Consider the following 24,222-nt stretch of genomic DNA (forward strand, 5'->3'; position numbering starts at 1 on the left):
GCCGAAATAAAAAGGAGCTGGATTTACAGTGTAAAATCAGCTCCTAATAATTTCATTTACAGTGTAAATTTCCCTTTAGTGTTTACAGTGTAAATCGTTCCAAATGTGTCTTACTTCGTCCCTTAACTGCTGCTCAACTTGCCTTCTTCCAGGTAAACCAAATTGCTGAGCACATTCAGTCCAACTACGGTTAAGAAAAAGCTTACTGATCATCAAGTCGGAAGCGGAGTTCAAACCTAAGTTAAGTAACCACTGCTGAAGCCAAGCAGACACGGACTCATAACTGTTACCACCATCAGCATAGCATTCAATTAGTAATAACTTAGCGGGATGAAGTGGACTCATTCCCAAAGGTTGCGGTAATAGAGCTCGAAAAATTGAGGCTTCTAATTTTGGATAGACGTCAGCCACATTGTTAGACAACATTTCTTCAAATAGCGCCTGAGATTCATCGACCCAAGCCGTCTGTTGGGAATCACAAGGTTTGACCATCAAGACTGAATAACAACCGCTAGCAGCATCGCGCATTGACCCTAAGCGAATTGCACGGAAGTTCGATTGTCGCCAGAAATGGACCAACTCTTCCGTCGCACCGAAACTCGTGGATAAGTAAGCAATGTGTTTAGCCGCCATTTGATCAATTTGCTGCAACATTTTTTGACCGATGCCTCTTCCTTGCAATTCCGGATGAACAGCAATTCTCATGACTCGCAGCGTCGATAGCTTCGCAACATTGGGGAATCCAAGGTGGTTTGCAATCGTAACTGGGGCTAAGTGTCCTTTAGGACGACGCTTACCAAGCTGAATTTCTTCAACCAATTCGGCGTCAAGCCCACCCTCTTCGACCGCTAATATTACCCCCACAACCGCATTATCTTGCTTAGCAAAATAGAGCTGACTGTTGTCGTCTTGCAAAAGGTGAATCAAATCATTCGGCGAGGTCTGATAATGAGCATTAACCAAAAGAGCGAAGCACTCGCGCAGCAAACTAGGCTGCGATATCAAATCGTCCTTATCGGCTTTAGAAAGGGAAATTGAGTCGACCTGGTTAAGTTGATGGTGCGTAAACTCCGCATCCAACAAAAACGCGTCATAGAGCCATGATTCGAGCGCATCATTCATGCTCCAGCGGATGGGCTGTGTCATGTGCCATGTTTTCATTCGCGAACGCTGTTTCTGAAGCCAATCAACAAATTTAATCGTAAAGCCCCGGCCACAACCTTCATAACCGTGAATAGTCGTAGAAAAAACGAGTCGATGATAATGTTCGGTAATGCTTTTAAGCATAGGAACTGGAATTGCAGCCGCTTCATCGACAAGTAACAAATCACATTCAGGTCGGCTCGATAGAAGTTCGTCAGGAGCAATGAATTGAATGGCTCCCTGCCCTGATTCTAATCTGTCCTTCCTAATACGCTGCGCATTAGGAAGTAACCGCAAAGCATGTTGGTAAACAGGCTCAACAGCTTTTATAGATGGTGCCGTAATTAAGATTCTAAGTGGCTTCTGCTGTAATAAGTTCGCACACGCAATGCCGAGGGCACTTGTTTTTCCGCGCCCACGATCAGCGGTCAAAACTAACGGTCGCTTTCGATGTCCAGTTACCACCTTTTCAATTAGAGAAATGGCATGTTCTTGTTCCGTGTAGTGGCTTTCTTTTTCTGCTTGCTTGATGTCTGGAGACGTTGGCAATGCTTTGTCTTGCTCAATAACAACGAGCTTCTCCCATTGTTTGTGCATCCATTGCTGAGCAAAATTCGTAGGTTGTCGCGACTCAGTAATGACAATAAGAAGACCACCGCCAACCAATGAACCAAGCGCGGCGGTAAAGCTATTTGCGTCAAAACCATTTCGAGCATCAAACAATAGAACGTCACACTCTCTGCCTAACAACATGCGCCCTTGTTTAGGCGAAACACTGTATGCGTTTTCCAAACCAAAATCGCCGACACAAAACCAACGTTGATACATCTGTGTTTTATGGAACTCTGACACCAATGCATCTTGCCAAGAAGACTCGCCTTGAATGACGATGCCGAATCTTTGGAAAGATTGGTGAGCTTGTTGTTGAAGTGATGAAAGGAAATCAGATTGTGTCTGCATTTTGTCTATCCAACGTTGAACTGACGCAATGGTATCACATCTTTAATTTGACGCTTCGCAGATATAAAAAAACCGCCCGGAGGCGGTTGATTCAATCATCTTTTGTTATTGCAGCTTGTTTTGCACAAAGGCAAGAATCTCTTCCATCAAGCTGTCGTCAACTTTCTTCAAGTTCAACGCCAGACTGCTACCTTTTCGGCTGTAGCTTGCTCGACCTTTTACTAAGTCGACTTTTTCGGTCTTCTTGCCAGGTTTTGCTGGTGCAAGCTCAGCGATCCAGTTTTCGATGCTTTCCGTGACTTCTTTTGTCAGACGAGCAACGCCTTGAGCTGTGCTTCGCTGCCATAAAAACCCTTCGCTAGAGCGACATTTATCTAACAGCTCTTGCTGCTGCTCTGACGTTAGCGTTGAAAACTGTTTGTGCAGTTTCACGATTGTTGGGCGACCGAGATCGCCAACATTCGGATACGCTTGAAGCAGTTCTAACGGTAATGCTGCGGCTTTTAAAGCGCCACTTACTAACGCTTCACTGCACTGGAACATTTTCGCCAATGCTTTCTGATCTTCAGCTTCACCACTATCTAGTTTAGCCTGCATCTCTTTACCTTTTTCGTACAAAGAGAGCGGCTTGTGAGCATTTGCCACATCAGACAAAAACTTTGCATGGTCAGTATTGATGTTGTCAGCAACATAAACCAAAAAATCTTGCTCCGCGAGGATACAAGACATGCGACGACGGCTACCATCTAAAACTTCAATCTTGCCATCTTTAGTTCTACGACCCACCGCTGGATATTGTTGGCCACGCTCTTTGAGTGTGACTAAAACATCAGATAAAGCATGTTCGTTTAAGAACGATTGCTCACGAGCGTTATCAACAAACACCGTTGTTTCTGTCGCGACTTTCTCTGCAGGAATACGAACAAGTTCAAACTGAACAATGTTTTCACCTGCGACAGCTAGCTCAATCGTTTGAGCTTTTTCTTTTGCCGCGGTTTGCGCCTCTTGTGGAGTCACAACACGACGTTTATTCGTTTTGCCAAATAATTTCGCGTTTAATTCAGACGTTTTCAAAGCCATTTACTTATTACCCCTGATTCAATGACGGCCAATTAGAATGCAGCACACGCTCTAATTCCAGTGCGCTTTTATGAACAGCATCTTGTGCGGTGGCTAGCGTCTTCTTACCGCCTTCAAAATCGCTTACTGTCAGATCAAATACTGTGCTGTAGGTATCGGCACAGGTTTCAAACGCACGGCTACGAGGGATAGTAGCCATCATAACTTGGTCACCTAGAAGATAGTTCATTTCAGTTAAAACAGAAACTTGCTTCTTATTGTCGTCCTCAAACATGGTTGGCATCAAGCGAACAAACTCAAGACCATTCCAGTCTTCCGGAAACATTTCATATACCGTAGGCAAATGCTGGAAGAAGTTTACTGTTGAAGCCCAGTCCAGACGCTTAGCCGCACAAGGGATTAACAACGCATTTGATGCATACATCGCATTCCATACTAGTGGGTCAACGTGTGGGCCGGTATCAATCATGATGATATCGAAGTCATCAGCAATTTTATCAATCAGTTGCTCTTTTAGCAGACGAACGATATCGAGTGATGGATCTTCAGATAGCGTTTGCCATGCTTCAGCATTAAACATTGCGTCTTCTGGAAACGCTGAAATCGACTTTAAGTTCGGGTATTGCGTTGGCAGCAATACGTTTTTACGCAAAAATTCACTATCAATTTCTACACCATCAGGCACGTTACCCAACATAATGTCTACAGCAGAATAGATATTGTCATGCTCTGCCATGCTGATTTGTGGGTTGAGGAATAAACGTAGCGAGCCTTGTGGGTCTAAGTCGATTAAACAAATACGGTAGCGTTTATCCAAATTTAGCGCTAAACATGCCGCTAAATGGACCGCTGTCATTGATTTGCCTGTACCACCCTTCTGGTTCTGCACGTTAATAATCCAAGGTTTGTTACCTGAATTCTTCTTACGCTCATGAAATTTAGGCACTTCAGCCGCATCCATAAGCATATGTGCTTCTTCTAACGTAATTGAATAGTGATTCGCGTTATTTTTAGTAAATTGATGGCCAGCCGCTTCCATCTTACCAATCGCGTCATCGAGCTTACGACGAGTTAAACCTGAACGGGTTTCCATCATCGCCTTAGACATTGGTGGGAAGTAGTTATCGCTTCGCTCTTCTAAAACAATTTCAATACGGTCAGCTTGAACCTGCTGAGTCAGCTCCGCCAACTCAAGAAGGTTTTCAATCGTTTTTTCTCTTTTCATGCCAAATTCCGTTGGAAGGATTTATGCTTGCAATTGTACAGCAGTAAAGACCAAAAACAACAAAAAGGTGCACGAACATTTTGAATAACCATCACATAAAAAAACACTCAAATCGACGCTTTTATGATTTATGGTAAAAAACATAACTATTTTTAATTAAATAATCTTCGAATAAATGGACACCTTAAACTTAAAAATAAAAGTGTTACAGCGTCACTCATTTACAATGTAAATCAATTTTCTACCGGAACGATTATATTCTTAAGCTAAATTACGGATTATGTTAGGCCAACCTAATTTAAACAAAAAATAGAAAGCAATCTTTCAACATGAACGCTAATAACAACCTTGATCATGTATCCGAGCCAAAAAGGGCAGTTCAAGTGATGTTCCTATGGAAGTATGATCAAGGTATGCTTATGATCATGCTTCCATGATAAAACACAAATACGAAAGCATGATCATGGAAAAATAGAGTAGACGAGGGTGTAAACACGCGGATTAAATAAGATCCATCAATCGGAAATATGATCAAGCTATAGAATCTCTCGGAAGCATGAGTTTTTGTCTCTAATTTACGGTTGAATGCAGTCAGAATGGGGGATGGAGAAGAAATTAGTGGATAGAGAAGCCGGAACAATGAAATTGTTCAAGTGACTATGATAAATCTTACTCTCATGATCATGCTTCCTAAGAATAGTCCGAAACTAGGTTTTACTGCGGAATAAGAGCTACTTGGATGTATTTTCATCACATGCGTAATTTATCATCAATATTATCTCCAGAACGATAGCTATCTCAGCTCTTGATCATCGATCCGAGTATCAATAACATCGACAATGCTCAATAAAATCCTCATTAAGATCATTATTAAACACAGCATCTGTGGATAACCTGTAAAAACATCATGATCATCGTTTCAAGACTCTTTTGATCATCTTTTCATAAACTTAATGATCATGCTTACGAGCAAATGTGATCATGCTTTCAGGCTATTGTTGATCATAGTTTCAGAATTAACATGATCATAGTTCCGACACTCGTGAAAATAATCACTTTATAGAACATGCACTTAGCGGCAAAACGACAGCCAGATCATTAGATCATATAATCAATTAAGATCAGATTAATCAAAAAGATCAGTTATTTAAAAAACAATCTTTTTTCTTTATTTATGATCTGTTTTTCTTTATTCTTCGGAACCATAGCACAACTACGGCTAGTGTGATCTGGATCTAAAATGACGGCTGATGAAAAAATTCTGATTAAAGCACCTAGAAGCCATAAGGATGGCCATCTTTTTGAGGTACATGAATCCTCTGCAGATTGGGTAGAGCAGTACCAACATTTCAAAGGGGTGACCAAAAGCATCTTAGAGTTGCTTAATCTGATCTCATTGCGAGGTTTCAGCAGCAAAGATGGATTGGTTTCAACCACAGAGATTGTGGAAGCGACGGACGGACAACTCACTCGTGCAGCTCTGCAACAACGCTTACGTGCAGCAGTAAACATTGGTTTGTTTACTCAAACTCCAGTGCGGTTTGAAGAAGGACTTGCTGGTAAGACGATGTTACATAAGTTTGTTAATCCTAATCAGCTTATTTCAGTGTTGGGTGCAACAAGTCTTGTTACAGACAAAGTACGCCAAAACGAAAAGCAAAAACGTTCAAAAGCATTGGCTCAAACCCAAGTCAACAAGCGTTTGTTGAATGAACATGGGTTGAATACCCCTCCAACGATGAAAGATGAAGCCGATCAATTTGTCGTGTCTCCAACGAATTGGGCTGGGATCATTGACCAAGCACTTGCACCACCAAGAACTCGAAAAAGTTATCAGAAATCCATGGTGTCGATCTCTGGTACCAAAGCGGTTATTGAAACGCGATCATCCAAAAATATCATGACTGTGGATGATCTGATGACCTTGTTTGCTCTGTTCACGTTGACCGTGCAATACCATGATCATCACAAAGATCAGTATCAACTCGACGCAGCACACGTGCCGAACAAGACGCCGTTATACATTACTGATATTTTGTCGCTTCGAGGCAAAAAAGACAGTGGTCCAGCACGTGATTCTATTCGCGACAGCATTGATCGTATTGAGTTTACCGATTTCCAGCTGCATGAACTTACTGGTCGTTGGCTAAGTGAAAACATGCCAGAAGGATTCAAAAGTGATCGTTTTCGTTTTCTTGCTCGAACCATCACTGCGTCTGAAGAAGCGCCTGTAGAGGGAAGCGATGGTGAAATTCGTATCAAGCCAAACTTGTACATTTTGGTTTGGGAGCCTTCGTTTTATGAAGAACTATTAACACGTGATTATTTCTTCTTGTTCCCACCAGAGATCTTGAAGCAACATACTTTGGTATTCCAACTGTATTCTTTCTTCCGTAGCCGCATGGTGCGTCGTCATACTGACTGCATGCTGCTGAGTGAATTAAACCAGAAGCTGGCACGTAACATTGAATGGCGACGATTCTCGATGGATTTGATCCGAGAGCTGAAGCGTTTATCGGATGGTAAGGGAACGGATGAGCTGTTTGTCGTGAATTTGTGGGGTTATCACCTGACGATCGAAACTATGATCGAGAATGACAAAGTGATGGACTACCAGATCGATATAAAATGCGATGTGGAAGAAGTCTTACGTTATTCACGTGCGCGAACAACCAACGCAGGAAAGCGTAACATGGCGCCTACGCTGCCAAACCCACTTCGTAATGAGATGGTTACCCGACAACAGCTTGAAGAGCTCTCAGGCATCATAGACGGCGAATTTGAGCCTATCCAACGCAAAGCGCCATCTCCAAGAGGGAATTTAGGCCGCCGCGTGAAGCAAAGAAAACACCTGGTAGAGATCAATGCAGACGAGATCACCATTACTTTATCTAAATATACCTCACCAGAGGCTCTAGAACGCAGTATAACGGCTTTATCTGCGATGACAGGGCACTCGTATGCCTCAATCAAAGAAGAGTGCTCTGATTACATAGAGAAGCTTGATTGGCTAAGGGTAGGGGATGAGCCAATTCCTTATGAGACATTAAGCAAAACCGTCGAGCTGTTTAACACCCAAAATGATGTTAAGCACCTTACCATTGAGCGCTTGATTGCTGGATTAGCGGTACGTCGGAAAGTGTGCCGTCAAATCTTCGATGGCCATATGGATGAAATGGTATTCCGCGCTCTGGATGAAATGGCGATTTAAAAGCGTTGCTTGATGTGTATCAAGCAATAGGCGTGGCGTATTGATTTGAAATGTAACAATGTCTTTCGATGATAAAAAACAGACTTAACTCTAACAAATCACTGACATTAGGAGCCAAGCCTGAGACTACTATTTATCACGAATAGACAACCTTTTGTCCTTTCTGATGATTAATAGATTGGCTCATATTGTTACATTCATTCTGAATAGACTTCGCGAGTTTCTCCTCAGGAAACTCGCTTTTTTTTACCTCAAATTCCTCAAAGTAAGCCTTGATCATTTTTCCAGATTAATGAGATAAACCTTGATCATGCTTCTTGGCTTCATTCCAGTGTAAAGAACGCATCAAAGCAACATGCGACTCGATCAAGTTATGTGCTTGTTGTTGCCACTCATTTTGATCGCATTGCTGATTACAAAACTCTAACGCTAAAACGGTAAGGTGCTGAAGTCGCTTTAAACACCAATCTTTTATCAGAATATCGGTCGATACCTGACATGCCGCTTGCTCAAGCTTTGCGCTCGTGTAAAGCAAGGTTTGATACGCTTTTTGAGGATCTTGGTACCTAGCATGTTGAAACACACGTAAACAACCGTCTAGCCAGCAAGCAATCGCTTTGCTTTGAACTTCGTTCAGTTCTGGGCCAAACACGCCGTCGGGCGCTTGATATAAGATCGCTTCCAGGTTTTCAACTTGATCATGCTTCCGATGTTCATACCACATGGCGATCTGATCTTGCCAAGTCCTCAATTCCATTACGCAGCCTCAGTCCATTGTTTTACATAGTGATTGGGTCCTATTTGATCAAATTCGTCGACAATGATGCTGCTACGACTACGAATTTCATCGGCATCTATCGAATAGTTTGGCTCACTTTTCACTAAGTTACCAAAAGGAAGCTCTGGATCGGGAACGGCTGAAATCAATAGTTTGGTGTACGGGTGCTGCGGATTCTTCAGTATTGAGTGTGTATCACCCCATTCAACGATTTGCCCTTTGTACATCACAGCTGTTTCTTCCGCGATGTAGTGTGCGGTCGCCAAATCATGAGTAATGTACAAAAAGCCGATTCCTAGCTCTTGCTTCATGCGCTGCATTAGATTCAGTACCCCGAGGCGAATGGAGACATCCAGCATCGATGTTGGCTCATCCGCAAGAATGATTTGCGAACCGACGGCGAGAGCACGTGCTAAGTTTACTCGCTGACGTTGTCCACCACTAAGCTCGTGAGGAAACTTATTTAATGTCTCTTCAGGTAGTTCCACCAAATTTAAAAGCGCTTCCAAACGGGCAGGAATGTCACGCTCGCTTTTGATTTGCTTATGAATCTTTAAAGGGCGTGTGAGATGATGGCGAATGGTATGAGTTGGATTGAGTGAGCCAAACGGATCTTGAAACACCATTTGTACTTTACTGCGATACTCTTGGAGCGCTGAGCGTGACGTAATCTCATTGATATTAGTGCCATTGAAAAGGATCTCGCCTTCTGTTGCCGGATAGACTTTAGTGATCAAGCGAGCACACGTACTTTTACCGCAGCCTGATTCTCCAACCAAAGCCAGCGTTTTTCCTGCATACAGATCAAAGCTCACGCCTTGGAGCGCACGGAAGGTTTCCTCTTTCGCTAAACCACCGCCTACTCTGAATTCTTTAATCACGTTTTTCATTTGGATGATAGGCTGATTCATGATTGCGCTCCTAGTCGCTCTGGTTGTTTGTGGACGTCGTGGATGTTTGGGAAAGAAGCCCATAGCTTTTGTGTGTAGGGATGTTGAGGATTATTACGAATTTCGTATGCCTGATCGACTTCGACGATTTCTCCATGCCGCATGATGGCAATGCGATCACACAATTGGCTCATCAGCGCCAAGTCGTGCGTAATAAAGAGTACTGAGAAGCCAAATTCATCTCTAAGCTGATAGATTTGTTGTAAAATCTCCCTTTGTACCACCACATCTAAAGCGGTTGTGGGCTCATCCATAATGATCAGCTTAGGGTTCAAAGACAAAGCAATGGCAATCACCAAGCGCTGACGCATTCCACCTGAAAATTGGTGAGGGTATTCCGTTAACCGTTCTCGCGGAATATTGACCAAGTCCAATAGTTTTTCTGCTCGATCTTTCGCTTGAGCGTTGGTGAGTCCTTGGTGATGACGCAATACGTCTGCGAATTGCTCTTGGATCGTTAAGACAGGGTTGAGTGAGTTCATCGCGCTTTGAAACACCATGGCGATTTCACTCCACCTCAGAGCGGTTAGATCAGAATCTGAGAGGCTAAGAATGTCTTTGCCATCAAATAATATTTTACCGCCAGAAATGAACGCTGGCGGCTTATGGAGACGATTGATCGAGAATGCGATCGTGCTTTTGCCACATCCCGATTCACCAGCAAGCCCAAATACTTCCCCTTTGCCGATATCGAAGCTGACGGATTTTACCGCATTGAAATCACCATTATCGGTGATGTAATCGACGCATAAATCTCGGATCTGGATGACCGGATTATTGTGGTATGCATGATTTAAGTTAATACCATCCATATAAACACCTTACCAATGTAAAAGATAATTATTATCATTATCAGGTGTGATGGTTTTTAGAAAGTGGCAAGCGGTGAATCAGTGAAGTGACTCGAAAGTTAGGCGAAATAAAAAGTGGTATCCGGCGTTGTTAATGAAGTCAAGGAAGACGAGAATTGAGAGCTGGATCAGCACACTTTTCTTAGGGGGAATTATTCAAATCTAATCGTAAATTTGCCCCTTGGCAAAACTTAAATGATGGATCTATTAAGGAGTTAACGAAAGGGCGGGAGGGGTCACATTTCCCTACAGTTTTTCTTACCACCTCGTTCCTGTTTTGCTATAGATTACGCATCGAAAACATGGTGTGTTCGGAGGAAATATGTCCATTAATTCTATCGACCATGACGAGATGACCAACATCGCTCACAAATGGGAATTACCTGATGAAGAAGCCGTTGTGAAGCCTGAGAAAACAGTGAAATCAGCAGAAGCCAGAAGACGCATTGAAGCGCTACGTGAAATCCGTGAAAGTGGATTGACCATTGAAGAAGCAAGGGAGCTTGGCTTGATACACTGATTGCTCTAGTTTGGTATAGCAATCCATAGGGTAGTCGTCGGGCTGCCCTTTTTATTTTTCCTTCCATTTTAGCCATTGCGTCTCACCACAACATCTCACATCTCTTTATTTTTCTTATCCAAACGTTCTAATTCACCTCTATTTCACCTAAAAAGTTCTAGATCCAAACTCATTTTCATCTGTGTAGAAGTTTGACAATCTTACCTAGCGTTACTAAAAGATATATCAATAGCGATATGCTTTTTGTTGATTATCGCGACCACAAAGCAAGGAGCGCGAGTATGGTTGACCAAATCCTTTTTTATGAGCCCGATGAGCCCCACGGTTTTCTTTCCAATTTTTGCCATGCCCCAGTCAATATATCCTCCCAAACTTGGCCCACCAGCGAACATTATTATCAAGCCCAAAAGTTCCTCGATGCGCAGTTACAAAGCAAAATTCAACACGCGAGCACTCCCGATGAAGCATTCGCCTTAAGCCGAAAATACGAACATTTCGTCAGAAGTGACTGGGAGGATATGAAGTTGGCCGTTATGGCTTTCATCGTTAGAGAAAAGTTTCTGCAAAATCCACCTTTAGCGCAGCAGTTAATGAGAACGGGTAACGCTTGTCTCACAGAGCATTCTCACAAAGATGCCTTTTGGGGGGATGGGGGAGACGGTAAAGGAGAAAATCATTTAGGAGAAATTCTGATGAACGTTCGGGCTGAGCTGAGACATGTCGAGCCCTACAATCTCGTGAAGTTCATCGATAAAGCCAAATTGCCTACCCAATGGGGCACATTTATGATGTATGGCTTCGTTGAAACTGCCACGAACAAAGAGCATCTTGCCCTCGTGTATGGAGAGCCTGCAAGCAGCGCTGCACCGCTTATTCGGTTGCATTCGGAGTGCCTTACTGGCGATGCCTTGTTTAGTACGCGTTGCGACTGTGGTTTTCAGCTCAATAGGGCGCTACAAAATATTGTCGAAGAGGGATGTGGTGTACTGCTTTATTTGCGTCAAGAAGGACGTGGTATTGGCTTGATTAATAAAATTCGAGCTTATCACCTCCAGGACGATGGCGCCGATACTGTAGAAGCCAATGAACGTTTGGGCTTTGCTGCCGATATGCGTGATTACGCATTCTGTAAAGGGATGTTAGAGCATTTGGGCATTGATGCGGTGCGACTAATGACGAACAACCCACGTAAGCTGGCTGCGTTAAAAGCGGTTGATATCAACGTCATTGAGCGTGTGCCCTTGCAAGAAGGTAATAATCCAAGCAATCAACACTACTTGCAAACTAAGGCGAGTAAATTAGGGCACATGTTTGATCCTAAGTTTGTCAATCACACCAAGTAAAGCATCATCTATGTCTCAATAGATGAAAACGCCAACGATAGAATCGTTGGCGTTTTCATTCGTTAGGTCATTTATTGATACCTTTGAATGATCTCATCAATTTCACCCGATGTTTTTAACTCAGCCAAACGTGTATTAATGTAGTCCTGAGTTTCTGGCTGCATTTGGGGCGAAAAGGCCAAATAGATCGAGTAGTCAGGGATAACTGAGTCGAAAGATTGGATCTGAAAATCTTCTAGCGACAAATTGAGGCGTTTTAAGTTGTACATAACGCGTGATTCCATTTCGACGAAGGCTGTATCTCCTGGTGTTCGGGTTATCACTCGATATGCGGCATCATAATCTTTAACGCGTATTTCATTCACACTACCATCCTCAAAGAATGGGATTAAATTCGGATAATCAAAACCGAGTAGTAATACGATAGATCGGCCATGCATGGTGTCCATATTCTTGAACTCTAACGGTTTCTCACTACTCGATACCAATACATGTTTTACAGTGTAAATGGGCTCTTCAGATAAGTTTTCTGATTGCACCTTGCCCCAATTTGGGCTGCCGTAAGTTAGCCAGTTTGGTTCGCCACCTTCTTCTAATATGGAGATCATTCGTTTAAACGGATAAGTATGATAATTCACCTGATAATCCGATTCAGCGAAAATGGCACTGACGATGTCAGTCACAATCCCGGAATGCATTTGCCCCTGTTGTTCTATTTGAAATGGCCTTGCTTGGTCGGCGATAACGTAATAGTTCACTTCAGCGGCAGTAGCATAAGTTCCTATCGCAATAAAACTAAAAGCCAATCTAAGTAGAAGTCTTTTCATCGTATCCTCGATTATTATTTGCGCGTGGCTATATTTAGAGTAGCGCAAGTTTATCGGAGCGATTTCATATGGATGAAAAAGAGCGATCTCAACGTCGATTTAGTATCGGCAACCAACTTATGTTGGCGGTGTTAACGTTGAGTTTAATCTTTACTGTCATCATTTCCGCTGTGAGTTTATATCGAGTTTTTAACGAAGATTTAGCCCATTTGCACGTCGAGCTAAAGCAGGTCGAATCCAGTTACTTATCGAGCTTTTCTGCCAGCTTATGGGTGGAGGATAGGGAGCTGTTACTCACTCAAGCAGAGGGCGCAATGCGCATGCCCTCTGTGGATTATTTACGTATCGCTAATGAAGATGAAGTTATCGTCGAATTGGGCACCGCTCTTTCTGAGGATGTCGTAGAAAGAAGTTGGCCGATGCAATATCGTGTTGGTGATAAAACCTATGATCTGGCGACATTGACTGTTCAGGCGGATCTGAGCTCGATTTATGAAGATCTTTGGCAACAATTTTTTTTCTTGCTCACGACAGAAGCGATCAAGATCCTATTGCTCATAATTGGCGTGCTTTGGGTCGCCTTCCGCCTCTTGGTCAATCCTCTCCAACTGCTTTCCGGCGCCGTGAGCGATTTTAGTGGCGGGAAGGTCCCAAGCAAAGTTACGCTCCCAAAGCGTTGGTGTTTTGATGAAGTGAGTGTGTTGGCGGAGAAATACAACCGAAGCGTTGAGAAAGTCCGTGAACATCAGACTGAGCTTGAAGAAGAAAGAGATAGAGCGGAAGTCGCCAACCGCAAAAAAAGTGAATTTCTTGCCACCATGAGCCATGAAATTCGAACACCGATGAATGGCATTATTGGTGTCGCTTCATTACTGGGTGACACCAAACTCGATCCTCAGCAAAAAGAGTTTGTAGAGATCATCGATAGTTCTTCTCACTCTTTAATGACGATCATCGACGATATTCTCGACTTTTCTAAAGTCGAAGCAGGTAAAGTCGAATTAGAAAATGCAAGCTATGATCTGCGCCGTATTTTGGATGATGTGATCAGCTTACATACTGTCAAAGCCAAGCAGAAGAATCTGCAATTGCTTAGCGATATTGATCCTCACTTGCCAGCGGAAGTGCAAGGTGATGCTGCACGCTTAAAACAGGTATTGAACAATTTGTTGAGCAACGCGATCAAATTTACTGATCGTGGTCATGTGAAGCTTCTTGTTGAGTTAACACGTCAAGAGCATGATGTCGCCATGATTCGATTTCGCGTCGTTGATTCTGGCATTGGTATTGCGAAAGAGAACCAACAAGCTATCTTCGAACGTTTCCAACAAGCCGATGGCAGTACAACCAGAAAGTACGGTGGTACCGGCCTTGGTTTGGCGATTGGTGCTCAGTTGGTGAACTTAATGGGAGGAGAAATCCAACTGACAAGTGAGTTAGGGCTCGGTAGTTGTTTTGAGTTTTCGATTCCAGTTGTAGTAAAAGCACGGTCTACCTACACGGAACGACCTAATGTTTTGACGTTTCCAAAAGTTGAAGATAATGAAACCAGCCTCCAGCATGGCAATCAACCTTGGGTATTGATTGTTGAAGATACCATCGTAAACCAGAAAGTCGTCCGTATTATGTTGGAAAAGCTCGGCGTTCGAGTGAGCGTCGCAAATCATGGTGAAGAAGCGCTTCAGCTATGTGAGAAGCAAGCTTTTGACTTGGTGTTTATGGATTGCCAAATGCCAGTGATGGATGGCTTCATTACTACTGAGCGTATTCGACAAATGGGAGAGTGGGGGAAACACGTTCCCATTATTGCGTTGAGTGCCAATGTTATTAAAGAAGATCAACAACATTGCTTTGACGTCGGTATGAATGAGTTTGTCGCCAAACCTGTGACCAAAGATCGGTTGCATCAAATATTCGAGCAGTTTTTACCAAAAGCGCTGAAAATCAGTGCGGGTCCCAAATAGTTAACTTGAAATTGATCAAGTTAAGTGCGTTTCTATTCTGCAATTGTAACTCTGTATGCTATAGTGCGCGGCTAGTATTTAAAGTACCTTGAGGCTGTAAATGTCGTTCAATCTATCCCTATTGCCGCCTGATGAAAAAAACAAAATCGAACTGGATAAACAAGCGTCGTTTTTGGTTTGGAAGCTCAGAGAGGCCAAATCTGGTCCTGAAGCAATAGAAGAACAGTTGTCCAAGATTAACGATGCTGATGAAAAAGCGTTTTTTCAGCAATCGGTCGAAAAGTACAAACGAGTAATGGGTGTCGCTTAACGCGAATCGTGACAACGGTATAAAACTATGTGGCGAATGAGGTAACCTCCCCATTCCTTTGCTAAGCGAAATTGAAAAGGTTTCGCTTTTTGCTAAAATCCTTCGCATTAAATTTGAATTTAGAGAGACATCCCGATGGGAAGAAGTTTTGAAGTGCGCAAAGCCTCTATGGCGAAAACTGCAGGCGCGAAAATTAAAGTTTATTCCAAATACGGTAAAGAAATTTACATGTGCGCGAAAAACGGCGGTAGTGACCCAGACATGAACTTGTCTCTTCGCCACCTGATCGCGAAAGCGAAAAAAGATCAGGTACCAGCGCATGTTATCGACAAAGCACTAGACAAAGCGAGTGGCGGCGGTGGTGAAGATTACCAACCTGCGCGCTACGAAGGCTTCGGCCCTGGCGGTACTAGTGTTATCGTTGACTGTCTGACCGATAACGGCAACCGTACTTTCCAAGATGTACGCCAATGCTTTGTTAAAGTGGGTGCGAAAATTGGTGTTGAGGGCTCAGTTTCTCACATGTTCGATCACCAAGCGGTATTCCAGTTCAAAGGCGACGATGATGAAATCATCCTAGAAACGCTAATGATGGAAGATGTAGACGTAACTGACGTTGAGCTAGAAGACGGTGTGATCACTGTATTCGCTCCTCATACAGAGTTCTTCAAGACGAAGACAGCACTAAATGGTGCGTTCCCAGATCTAACGATCGATGTGGAAGAAATCACTTTCGTTCCTCAAACTCACACTCCAGTAGCGGGTGAAGATGCTGAGAAGTTCCAGAAATTCCTAGATCTTCTAGATGACTGTGACGACGTTCAGCAGGTTTACCACAACGCAGAGCTATAATTTCTTAGCTTCCACCGTTGTAAAAAGGCTTCCCTCGGGAAGCCTTTTTTGATCGCACTCTTTGCTAGCAGCATTATACGTTGCGATATTTGGAATAACACAGTGACATGATCACACCAAAGCAGATGCCTTGCGTCAGCATGGCCGTGCCGCCGTAACTAAAGAACGGCAAAGGGCTTCCCATTACTGGCAACAAGCCGCTCACCATGCCTGTATTGATAAAAGCATACAGGAAAAAGCTCATCGCTAATGCACCACTCACAAGCCGACTAAAAAAGTGATCAGACTGACATGCAAGCAACATGACGCGCGCGGTAATAAACAAGTACAGTGCGAGCAAGACTAAACTACCAACAAAACCCCACTCCTCGGCATAAGTCGAAAAAATAAAGTCCGTATGACTTTCTGGAATAAAGCCAAGTGTTCCTTGCGTAGCATTCATCCAACCTTTGCCTTTCATTCCGCCGGAGCCTATCGCAATTAAAGATTGGATGATTTGGTAGCCCGAACCTAACGGATCCGACTCCGGGTGCAAGAACTGAGTAACGCGGCTTTTTTGATACGTCTCCATGACGAAGAACCACAAAATTGGCGCCAACGTTAATATACTCGCGACAAAGCCACCGATTATTTTCCAGCTCATGCCAGCTAAAAATAAAACGAATAAGGCGTAAATGACGGTAAAAACCGCACCGTCTAAATCCGGTTGTAGCGCGATTAATCCGGCAGGAATCATAGTGATGAGTAAGCAAAATGCAATTTTCCTACTATCTGGTCTGCCGCCTTCAATATGTAGCATCCACGCGATCATGATTGGAATCGAGAGTTTGATTAGCTCCGAGGGTTGAAAGCGAAAAAAGCCAATATCGAGCCAACGTTGAGAGCCATTAGTGCTATCGCCAAACAAAGCGACAGCAAGTAGCAGCGCAACCGCAATAATGTAGAGATATGGAGCTGAGCGTTGATAGCTAGCGGCGGGAATCGATGACATGACCAATATACAAACCAAGGTCAGTCCGCAGCGTGCTAAATGCTTGAAGAGCATGGCCTCATTAAAGCCACTGGCACTCCAAAGTGTTAGTGTACTCAATAGCATGATCGGAATGATCGCCATCAGCAGTGGCAAATCGACCCTGGGGAAAAAACGCTTATTCATTTTCTACGACCTAATAACGCACCCAGTTCGAGCGCGAAAACAACCAGAACTCGAGAGTTCGAACTATTCCGATGCTAAGAATCCTATTTGGAAATAACAGACACCATGCAAAGGTGTGTATGAGAGGAGCGTCGATGTCGTCTGTTATGGGTAAGCTGCTTGGAAAGCTGTGGAATGGATAAATACACTAGACGCAGGTTTTAAGCCAGTATTTTTATTCCTATTGTGGTGAAAGACAGACGCTTACAAACAAGCTGGGATAAATGTTCTCTTTAAGGATGGAATGTCATTCATCGCAGCAAACAACCATTCACTCCGCATAACTGCCATTGGTCGCATGCAAAAGCAGCGTGCGATCTTCTCCCTTAATCTGAAACCATCAAATCACGTTCAACTAAGGACAGTACATGATGGTTTCTCAATCTCGCTCAATCAAAGCTCTTAAACTGGCAAGTACGTTTATCGCCGCATTTGCACTTAGCAGCAATCTGGCGCTGGCTAATCCAAGCGAGCGCACACTCAGTCAATTCAACCAAGCAGCGCAAGGCGACTCTGGCTTAGTTGATACTGTTTATGGCGAACTATCCAAACAACTCGAAGAGCAGGGCGCAACGCCGGTGACCTTGGTTTACTTGGGTAGTGCGGAGACGTTGCAAGGTCGTGAGGCGTTTATGCCTTGGAACAAGATGAAGTTCACCGAGCGTGGTCTTGCCACTATCCAAAAAGGTTTGGATTTAATGGCGAATCAGCCAGTACCACTGCAAGAGCAACAGCGCTTACAAGGCTTGCCGGAATACCAATTAGCCACCGCCATGGCAGCCACCACATTTACTTCTCTACCTGACATGTTCAATCACTTTGAGCGTGGCTACGAGCTGTACCTTTCATTGCTCGATGAGCCGAGTTTTAGTCAGCAACCTTTCGCCGCAACGTCTTGGATTTATCGCTACGCCATTGAAGCTGCATTGCGTGCTGAAGATGTTCAACAAGCCAAAACATGGTTAGCGCAAATGGAGCAGTTAGGTGATAGCAATCTAGAAACGCAAACCGCGAAAGCGCTGCTAGCGAAATATTAGGGAGGCGTCATGATCGTTTTTAATCAACTTAGCCGCGATTACGCCCTTGGTAGCCAAACCGTGCGTGCATTGCGAGACGTGTCTGGTGAAGTATTTGCCGGCGAAATGGTGGCATTGTGTGGACCGTCTGGCTCAGGCAAAAGCACCTTACTTAACGTGCTTGGCATGCTGGATACTCAATACCAAGGTCAGGTGACATTTGCCGGTAGCCCATACCCAACCGAGCAAATGCAGGCGGCGAAAATGCGCCGTGAAAAGCTTGGCTTTGTGTTCCAAAAATTCAACCTTGTGCCTGTGATGACGGCATTGGAGAACGTGGCTTATCCGCTGCATCTCAACGGCTTTTCAAAAGCAGAACAAACCGAGCTCGCCACACAAATGTTAGAACACGTTGGCTTGGGCGAGTTTATTCATCACATGCCCGATAACTTGTCGGGCGGTCAGCAACAACGCGTGGCAATTGCTCGTGCGTTAGTGCACAAACCAGCATTGGTGATTGCTGATGAGCCAACCGCAAGCCTTGATAGCCAAACTGCCAACAAGGTCATCGACATTATGAAAGGGCTCGGACACGAGCTTGGCACCACTTTTATCGTCGCCACTCACGACCCTCGCATGGCATCCCGCTGCGATCGAACCATTGAGCTGGTGGATGGCAAGATTACCCAAATACACGAGAGTGTGGAGGAGGTTTCATGGGCAAGCTAATTCCAGTTTCCGTTCGCCTTGCTTGGTTGAACCTGCAACGCAATCGCCGTCGCAGTTTGTTGTCGATGCTGATCATCGCCATTGCCGTGTTTGCCTTAACCAGTGCGGGTGGTTTTGGTCTATACACCTACGACAGTTTGAAAGAGTCGACAGCGCGTGACACGGGGCATCTGACGTTAACCACGCCAGGTTACTTCGCTAAAGAAGAAGAGATGCCACTAAGTAACGGTTTAACTCACGCCGACGACATCACCAAGCAATTGATTGGCTTAAACGAAGTGCGAGGCGTGCAGCCACGAGTCGAGTTCAGCGGTTTGATTTCCAACGGCAACAAGTCCTCGATCTTTATCGGCATTGGTGTTAACGAACGCGAATTCGATATGAAAGGACCGTTTTTGGATGTGCGCGAAGGGCAGACGCTGTCCAACATTCATGCATCGCGTTATGACCCTGCAGAGCCAGAAGTGATGCTTGGCGTTGATTTAGCGAACAATCTAAGCGTGCACGTTGGCGATTGGATTACCTTACTGGCGACCACAACCGATGGTGCATTGAACGCGTATGACTTCAAAGTGCGTGGCATCTACTCAACAGGCGTGCCTGAGCTTGATAAACGCCAGCTTTACGTACACATCAACAGCGCGCAATCGTTGTTGGGCTCCGACAAAGTCAGTGCGTTATCGGTCTTCCTGTTCGATACCAATTTAACTAATCAAGTCGAGCAACAAGTGGCTTCGGTTCTGAGTAAGCAAAAACAGAACTTTGGAGATCAAGATATTGAGATTACGCCTTGGCAAGAGCGTGCGTTCTTCTATCTCAAAGTGAAAGATTTGTACGACCGCATCTTCGGCATCATGGGCGCAGTAATGGCGTTGGTGGTCTTTGTCGCGCTGTTCAACACCATGACCATGTCGGTCACCGAGCGTACACGTGAAATCGGCACCTTGTCAGCACTTGGTAGCTACCCTCGCGAAATCATTACTGGGTTCTTGCGCGAAGCAGGGTTACTCGCGGTGATTGGCAGCTTAATCGGCGCTTTGTTCACTGCATTAGTCACCATTTTACTGATGGTCGTGGATGTGCAAATGCCGCCACCGCCAGGACGCACAGAAGGTTACCCATTGACGATTTACTTCTCTTGGGAGTTGGTGGCTGTCGCAGGATTCGCAGTATTGATGATTTGTTTGATTGCGGCGTTTTTCTCGGCACGCAAAGGGGTGAACAAGCCAATTACGGAGACACTGATTTATGTTTAATTTCAAATCACTATTACCAATTGCATTGCTGACGGCAAGCGGTGTTGCAAGCATGAATACCAGTGCGAATGAAACAGCACTAGATGCACAGCAAGTCGCGCAATTGATTGAAAAAGCTGATAGCTACCGCTTGCAAGATGATTCCTCCAAAGTGGTGTCACTGGTGCGCTTATATCAAGACCAAGAGTTAGATAAAACCCGCCTTTACCACGTTTACACGCGCCCAAACCGTGAATCGCTGGTGGTGTTCAAATCGGCAGTCGAAGCTGGGCAAAAGATGTTGATGATGGGCGACAACTACTGGCTGCAAATGCCAAAGAGCCGCCGTCCGATTCGCATTACGCCAATGCAAAAGCTACTTGGGGAAGCGTCTATCGGCGACATCTCAACCCTGACGTGGAGCCAAGACTATCAAGGTGAATGGATAGCGACAGAAACCGTTTCGGTGAACGGAGAAAGTGTCGCGGCTTATCATCTTGCTTTAACCGCGAAAACCAAAGGGGCGAGCTATCAGAAGATCGACTTGTGGTTGTCTGAGCAAGATGCGTTTCCAATCAAAGCTGATCTTTACTTGCGCTCGGGCAAACTCGCCAAGCAAGCGCAATACGGACGTGCAACCGACAACGGTGAAGACTATGTCAGTGAGATGACCTTGCTTGATAGCATTCAGCCGAGCAAAAAGACCGTTATCGAGTACCAAGAAATCGTGTCTTGGCAGCTGGATAACAAGTTCTACAACCCAAGTTATTTGCCGAAAGCCAATACGACTCAGCTTTAGCCTGAACTCCGTAAATAGAACCATGAAAACGAGCAAGGAAGTCACATGAAATCGCACCAGCCTAACCTTAACAAAAGCCCCAGTTTGTTGATTGCTGCCTCATTGTGTGTGGGCGCGTCAGCCCCTGCTTTTGCCAATGATGAACTGAGTTTTGAGTGGGATTGGGCTGTCAGTTACGAAACTGCCAAGCAGCGTGACAGCGCATTTATGCAGGTGCAGAGCAGTTCTCGTGATTCACTTAATGCACTCTTGGATGTGCAGGTGAACTATCAAAACTTCAGTGGCTTGTTCGCTCTGTACAGCCAAGGTTTGTACCTCGATCAACAAGGAGAGAGTGATTGGTGGAGTGAAGCTGATAATCAACTGTTGATTAGAGAGCTGGCTTGGCTAGGGGAGTGGCAAGTCGGTGATACCACTCTTGATGTGAGTTTGGGTAAGTTGCGCGTGGATTGGGGCGTGGGTTATGGCTACCGACCTTTGGATCTGTTTAAGCCTTATCGACAAAACCCTGTTGGCTTAGTCGCAGAAGAAGGTGCGGGTGTGTTTTCACTTTCACACTACGATATGGCCGGCGAGTGGACCGTCATAGCGACGGATTCAAGCTGGGGACAACAAGACCAAAGAGCACTTGATCAAGCCGCAGAGCAACAAGGTATTGGTATTCGTCGTTATGCGCTGGTGGGTGACTCCGAGTATCAACTTATTGGTTATTACGATGATGTGCGCCGAGGTTTACTCGGCGCCAGTGCCATTGCCGTGTGGGATGAATCCATCGCCATGCACGGATCAATGCTGTGGCAAAAGCAAAGTGTCGGCTATCAGTTTCAGCAAGACGATCTTTACCAACCCGTTTCGGTTGAGGAGCAGGGCAGTGCATTCCAAGCCTTAGTTGGGGTGAACTGGGCAAACCAAGCCGGACACAACGTGATTGCTGAATATTGGTACGACAGCCGAGCATGGTCGAAAAGCGAATGGCAACAAGCAATGGAGCGTGGCGAATTACTTTCTCAGATCCCTGATCCTAACAACTCTCTGTTGGCTAGCAGCGCTCTACTTGCGACAAGCTACGCCCAAGGGTTTCAGCATGCCAATATCGTTCAGCATAACGTAATGCTGCACTGGAGTTGGGATGTAGAAGCATGGGCTGCATGGAACGGTAAAGCGGATATGGGCTGGTTAAGCGATATAACACCCACGTTGGATGTGATGTTGTCGCCGCAAGATGGCGGTGTGATTGTCACGCATTGGCTTAACTACCAATGGATTGATACCGGCGATCAAAGTGTAGAAGTGGAAGTTGCCGCACGCTTTTTAACCGGAGACGACCAATCTACTTACGCACAAATCAATGATAAGCATATGATTGTATTTAACATCAAAGGGAAATTCTAAATGTATTCAGCTAAGTTAATGGTAGAAAGTGGATGGCTACGCAGTGTGGTTGTCACGACTTTATTCTGTTTGTTTATCTCGGTAATGACATTGTCTGTTTGGGGTGGTCCTTACTATGTACATGTATTGGTGAGCTTTGGTTTTGGTTACTCCGCCTTGTTCTTCTCTTGGTTAGTCGACAAGTTGTTTCCTAGCATCCCTCGTAGACTAGAAATTGCTTTGTCACTGACCGCCTGTTTGTTGTTTGGCGTCATTAATGCGCAGTTTTGGCTCGGTGAATACTTCGGCATTTCGGGCATGCTGCCAGTGTTGCTGATGGGCTTGTTATTCAGCGGCATGTGTTACTTTTATTTTCACTCACGAGAGAAAGAAGCGATTGCTCAGCGTGAATTAGAGAGTATCAAGCGTGAAAAGGCAGAGCAGGAACGTGCGCTGTTGCTAAGTCAGCTTAAACAGATGCAAAGCCAGATTGAACCGCATTTCCTATTTAATACCTTGGCAAATATCAGCGTGTTGATGTCCCAGGACGTTGATAAGGCCAAGCAGATGTTGGATCAACTTACCGCACTATTACGTGCGACGCTAAAAAGCTCACGTGAAGAGCACACCACGATTGAGAATGAAATTGCCTTAATTGAAGCCTACTTGAGTATTCAGAAGATACGTCTGGATGGACGTCTAAGCTACAAAATTGAAGTAGAAGACGGTTTAGGAACAACAGAACTGCCACCGATGATGTTGCAACCTTTGGTGGAGAATGCCATTGTTCACGGTATTGAGCCAAAGCGAGAAGGCGGCGAAGTCAGTTTGCTCATCAAGCGCGAACAACAGAACTTGCAGATTGAAGTCAGAGACACAGGTGTTGGCTTAAATCACGTTAGTGGGCACATGGGCTCCGGCGTGGGTTTGAGTAATCTCAAACAGCGAGTTGAAGCTTTGTTCGCAGGGCAAGGAGAGGTTGTTATCAGTGAGTCTGCTCAGGGTGGCGTTTGTGTTCGCTTGAGCTGGCCAATGGAATCGTAAGCAAGGAAGAAAGGAATGAATACAGGGTTTACTGCCATTATTGCTGATGATGAACCGTTATTGAGGCGTCATCTTGATAAAAGCCTAGCTGAAGTGTGGCCAGAGCTAGAGGTAATAGCCAAAGTCGCGGATGGTGAACAAGCGTTGCAAGCTATTAAGCACAACCAACCTGACATTGTGTTTCTTGATATTCGTATGCCAGTTTTGGATGGCATGACACTAGCGCAAAAACTCAATCAACTCGCCAATCCACCTTTGATTGTGTTTGTCACTGCGTACGATGATTACGCCATCAAAGCTTTTGAGCAAAATGCCGCCGATTATTTGCTCAAGCCTATCTCGGATGAGCGCCTCCTGACGACGTGTGAAAGAGTGAAAGCACGCCTTGCTAAGCGAGAGCAAGAAAGCAGCAATGTGCAGATGAACAGCCTGTTAGAACAGTTACAACAATTATCCGCGCCACAAACGCCGCAATATCTTCAGTGGATCAAAGCAACGCAAGGGGAAGATATTCATCTGATCGCCACGTCTGATGTGCTGTATTTCAAAGCGGAAGAAAAATACGTTTCTGTGTATGCCCAACAAGGACAAGGTAAAGTGCAGGAGTATTTGATTCGCACATCGTTGAAAGAGTTGATAGGGCAGCTTAACCCAGAACAGTTCTGGCAAGTGCACCGTTCAAGCGTGGTGCAAGTGTGCAAAATTAGCAAAGTAAACAAAGACTTTGCTGGAAGAATGTTTGTTCACATTGGGGAAAACAAGCTCGCTGTGAGCCGTGCATCTCAAAGTTTGTTCAAAGGGATGTAATCGCTAGAACTG

General features: G+C 44.7%; 21 protein-coding genes. 13 read left to right on the forward strand and 8 right to left on the reverse strand.

Annotated features, from left to right (window positions below; translation table 11 throughout):
• Positions 1–75: 75 nt before the first annotated feature.
• The 3 genes from L3V32_RS13985 to L3V32_RS13995 all read right to left on the reverse strand — a co-directional run bounded on the left by L3V32_RS13985 (position 76) and on the right by L3V32_RS13995 (position 4,408).
• A complete protein-coding gene (locus tag L3V32_RS13985; RefSeq protein WP_237284545.1) occupies positions 76–2,103 on the reverse strand; it encodes a tRNA(Met) cytidine acetyltransferase TmcA in 2,028 nt (675 codons plus the stop codon).
• Between the two features lie 105 nt (positions 2,104–2,208).
• Positions 2,209–3,183 (reverse strand): ParB/RepB/Spo0J family partition protein, encoded by a 975-nt coding sequence (locus tag L3V32_RS13990; protein ID WP_237284546.1) that lies wholly within the window; start codon positions 3,181–3,183, stop codon positions 2,209–2,211.
• Positions 3,184–3,190: 7 nt separating this feature from the next.
• The gene (locus tag L3V32_RS13995; protein WP_005374503.1) at positions 3,191–4,408 is read right to left on the reverse strand and encodes an AAA family ATPase; all 1,218 of its coding nucleotides are present in this window, start codon (positions 4,406–4,408) and stop codon (positions 3,191–3,193) included.
• 1,240 nt (positions 4,409–5,648) lie between these two features.
• On the opposite strand from L3V32_RS13995, the gene L3V32_RS14000 reads away from it, so the two are divergent.
• Positions 5,649–7,619, forward strand: coding sequence for a replication initiator protein RctB domain-containing protein (locus L3V32_RS14000; RefSeq protein ID WP_104972136.1), 1,971 nt, complete (start codon positions 5,649–5,651; stop codon positions 7,617–7,619).
• Positions 7,620–7,908: 289 nt separating this feature from the next.
• Here L3V32_RS14000 and L3V32_RS14005 read toward each other — a convergent pair whose 3' ends face one another.
• The 3 genes from L3V32_RS14005 to L3V32_RS14015 are packed head-to-tail and all read right to left on the reverse strand — an operon-like array spanning position 7,909 to position 10,159.
• Positions 7,909–8,376 carry a hypothetical protein gene (locus L3V32_RS14005; protein WP_047009714.1) on the reverse strand — a complete coding sequence of 156 codons (468 nt, stop codon included), beginning with the start codon at positions 8,374–8,376 and terminating at the stop codon, positions 7,909–7,911.
• Positions 8,376–9,308, reverse strand: a complete 933-nt coding sequence (locus L3V32_RS14010) for an ATP-binding cassette domain-containing protein (RefSeq protein WP_237284547.1) — start codon at positions 9,306–9,308, stop codon at positions 8,376–8,378. The genes L3V32_RS14005 and L3V32_RS14010 overlap by 1 nt, the downstream gene beginning before the upstream one ends.
• Positions 9,305–10,159, reverse strand: a complete 855-nt coding sequence (locus L3V32_RS14015) for an ABC transporter ATP-binding protein (protein ID WP_237284548.1) — start codon at positions 10,157–10,159, stop codon at positions 9,305–9,307. The genes L3V32_RS14010 and L3V32_RS14015 overlap by 4 nt, the downstream gene beginning before the upstream one ends.
• A 361-nt stretch (positions 10,160–10,520) precedes the next feature.
• Here L3V32_RS14015 and L3V32_RS14020 point away from each other — a divergent pair, with 361 nt between their 5' ends.
• Both L3V32_RS14020 and ribA read left to right on the forward strand, forming a co-directional pair.
• The gene (locus L3V32_RS14020; RefSeq protein WP_005392088.1) at positions 10,521–10,718 is read left to right on the forward strand and encodes a PA3496 family putative envelope integrity protein; all 198 of its coding nucleotides are present in this window, start codon (positions 10,521–10,523) and stop codon (positions 10,716–10,718) included.
• A gap of 281 nt (positions 10,719–10,999) precedes the next feature.
• A complete protein-coding gene (ribA, locus tag L3V32_RS14025) occupies positions 11,000–12,061 on the forward strand; it encodes a GTP cyclohydrolase II (protein WP_074190277.1) in 1,062 nt (353 codons plus the stop codon).
• A gap of 71 nt (positions 12,062–12,132) precedes the next feature.
• Here ribA and L3V32_RS14030 read toward each other — a convergent pair whose 3' ends face one another.
• Positions 12,133–12,888 (reverse strand): ABC transporter substrate-binding protein, encoded by a 756-nt coding sequence (locus L3V32_RS14030; RefSeq protein ID WP_006740908.1) that lies wholly within the window; start codon positions 12,886–12,888, stop codon positions 12,133–12,135.
• 68 nt (positions 12,889–12,956) lie between these two features.
• Between L3V32_RS14030 and L3V32_RS14035 the strand changes: the two genes are divergently transcribed.
• From L3V32_RS14035 to L3V32_RS14045, 3 genes are all read left to right on the forward strand, one after another.
• Entirely contained in the window at positions 12,957–14,852 is a 1,896-nt protein-coding gene (locus tag L3V32_RS14035) for an ATP-binding protein (protein WP_237284549.1), read from the forward strand.
• A gap of 100 nt (positions 14,853–14,952) precedes the next feature.
• Positions 14,953–15,162, forward strand: coding sequence for a DUF3283 family protein (locus tag L3V32_RS14040; protein ID WP_005374484.1), 210 nt, complete (start codon positions 14,953–14,955; stop codon positions 15,160–15,162).
• 135 nt (positions 15,163–15,297) lie between these two features.
• Entirely contained in the window at positions 15,298–16,014 is a 717-nt protein-coding gene (locus tag L3V32_RS14045; protein ID WP_005392082.1) for a YebC/PmpR family DNA-binding transcriptional regulator, read from the forward strand.
• Positions 16,015–16,087: 73 nt separating this feature from the next.
• Here L3V32_RS14045 and rodA read toward each other — a convergent pair whose 3' ends face one another.
• Complete coding sequence (gene rodA / locus L3V32_RS14050) at positions 16,088–17,170, reverse strand: rod shape-determining protein RodA (protein WP_005392081.1); 1,083 nt, start codon at positions 17,168–17,170, stop codon at positions 16,088–16,090.
• Between the two features lie 407 nt (positions 17,171–17,577).
• Here rodA and L3V32_RS14055 point away from each other — a divergent pair, with 407 nt between their 5' ends.
• Genes L3V32_RS14055 through L3V32_RS14085 form a run of 7 tightly spaced genes read left to right on the forward strand, consistent with a single transcriptional unit; the run spans position 17,578 to position 24,210 of the window.
• The gene (locus L3V32_RS14055; protein WP_017189795.1) at positions 17,578–18,246 is read left to right on the forward strand and encodes a hypothetical protein; all 669 of its coding nucleotides are present in this window, start codon (positions 17,578–17,580) and stop codon (positions 18,244–18,246) included.
• Between the two features lie 9 nt (positions 18,247–18,255).
• Entirely contained in the window at positions 18,256–18,954 is a 699-nt protein-coding gene (locus L3V32_RS14060; protein ID WP_237284550.1) for an ABC transporter ATP-binding protein, read from the forward strand.
• Entirely contained in the window at positions 18,942–20,210 is a 1,269-nt protein-coding gene (locus L3V32_RS14065; RefSeq protein WP_237284551.1) for an ABC transporter permease, read from the forward strand. The genes L3V32_RS14060 and L3V32_RS14065 overlap by 13 nt, the downstream gene beginning before the upstream one ends.
• Positions 20,203–20,988 (forward strand): outer membrane lipoprotein-sorting protein, encoded by a 786-nt coding sequence (locus L3V32_RS14070; RefSeq protein ID WP_237284552.1) that lies wholly within the window; start codon positions 20,203–20,205, stop codon positions 20,986–20,988. The genes L3V32_RS14065 and L3V32_RS14070 overlap by 8 nt, the downstream gene beginning before the upstream one ends.
• A 45-nt stretch (positions 20,989–21,033) precedes the next feature.
• A complete protein-coding gene (locus tag L3V32_RS14075; protein WP_237284553.1) occupies positions 21,034–22,380 on the forward strand; it encodes a hypothetical protein in 1,347 nt (448 codons plus the stop codon).
• Positions 22,381–23,403: a sensor histidine kinase gene (locus tag L3V32_RS14080; protein ID WP_114322673.1), complete on the forward strand. Its 1,023-nt coding sequence runs from the start codon at positions 22,381–22,383 to the stop codon at positions 23,401–23,403.
• A 15-nt stretch (positions 23,404–23,418) separates the two neighbouring features.
• Positions 23,419–24,210, forward strand: coding sequence for a LytTR family DNA-binding domain-containing protein (locus tag L3V32_RS14085; protein WP_065645241.1), 792 nt, complete (start codon positions 23,419–23,421; stop codon positions 24,208–24,210).
• Positions 24,211–24,222: the final 12 nt, after the last annotated feature.

Source organism: Vibrio sp. J2-4, assembly GCF_021728155.1.
GTDB lineage: Bacteria > Pseudomonadota > Gammaproteobacteria > Enterobacterales > Vibrionaceae > Vibrio > Vibrio diabolicus.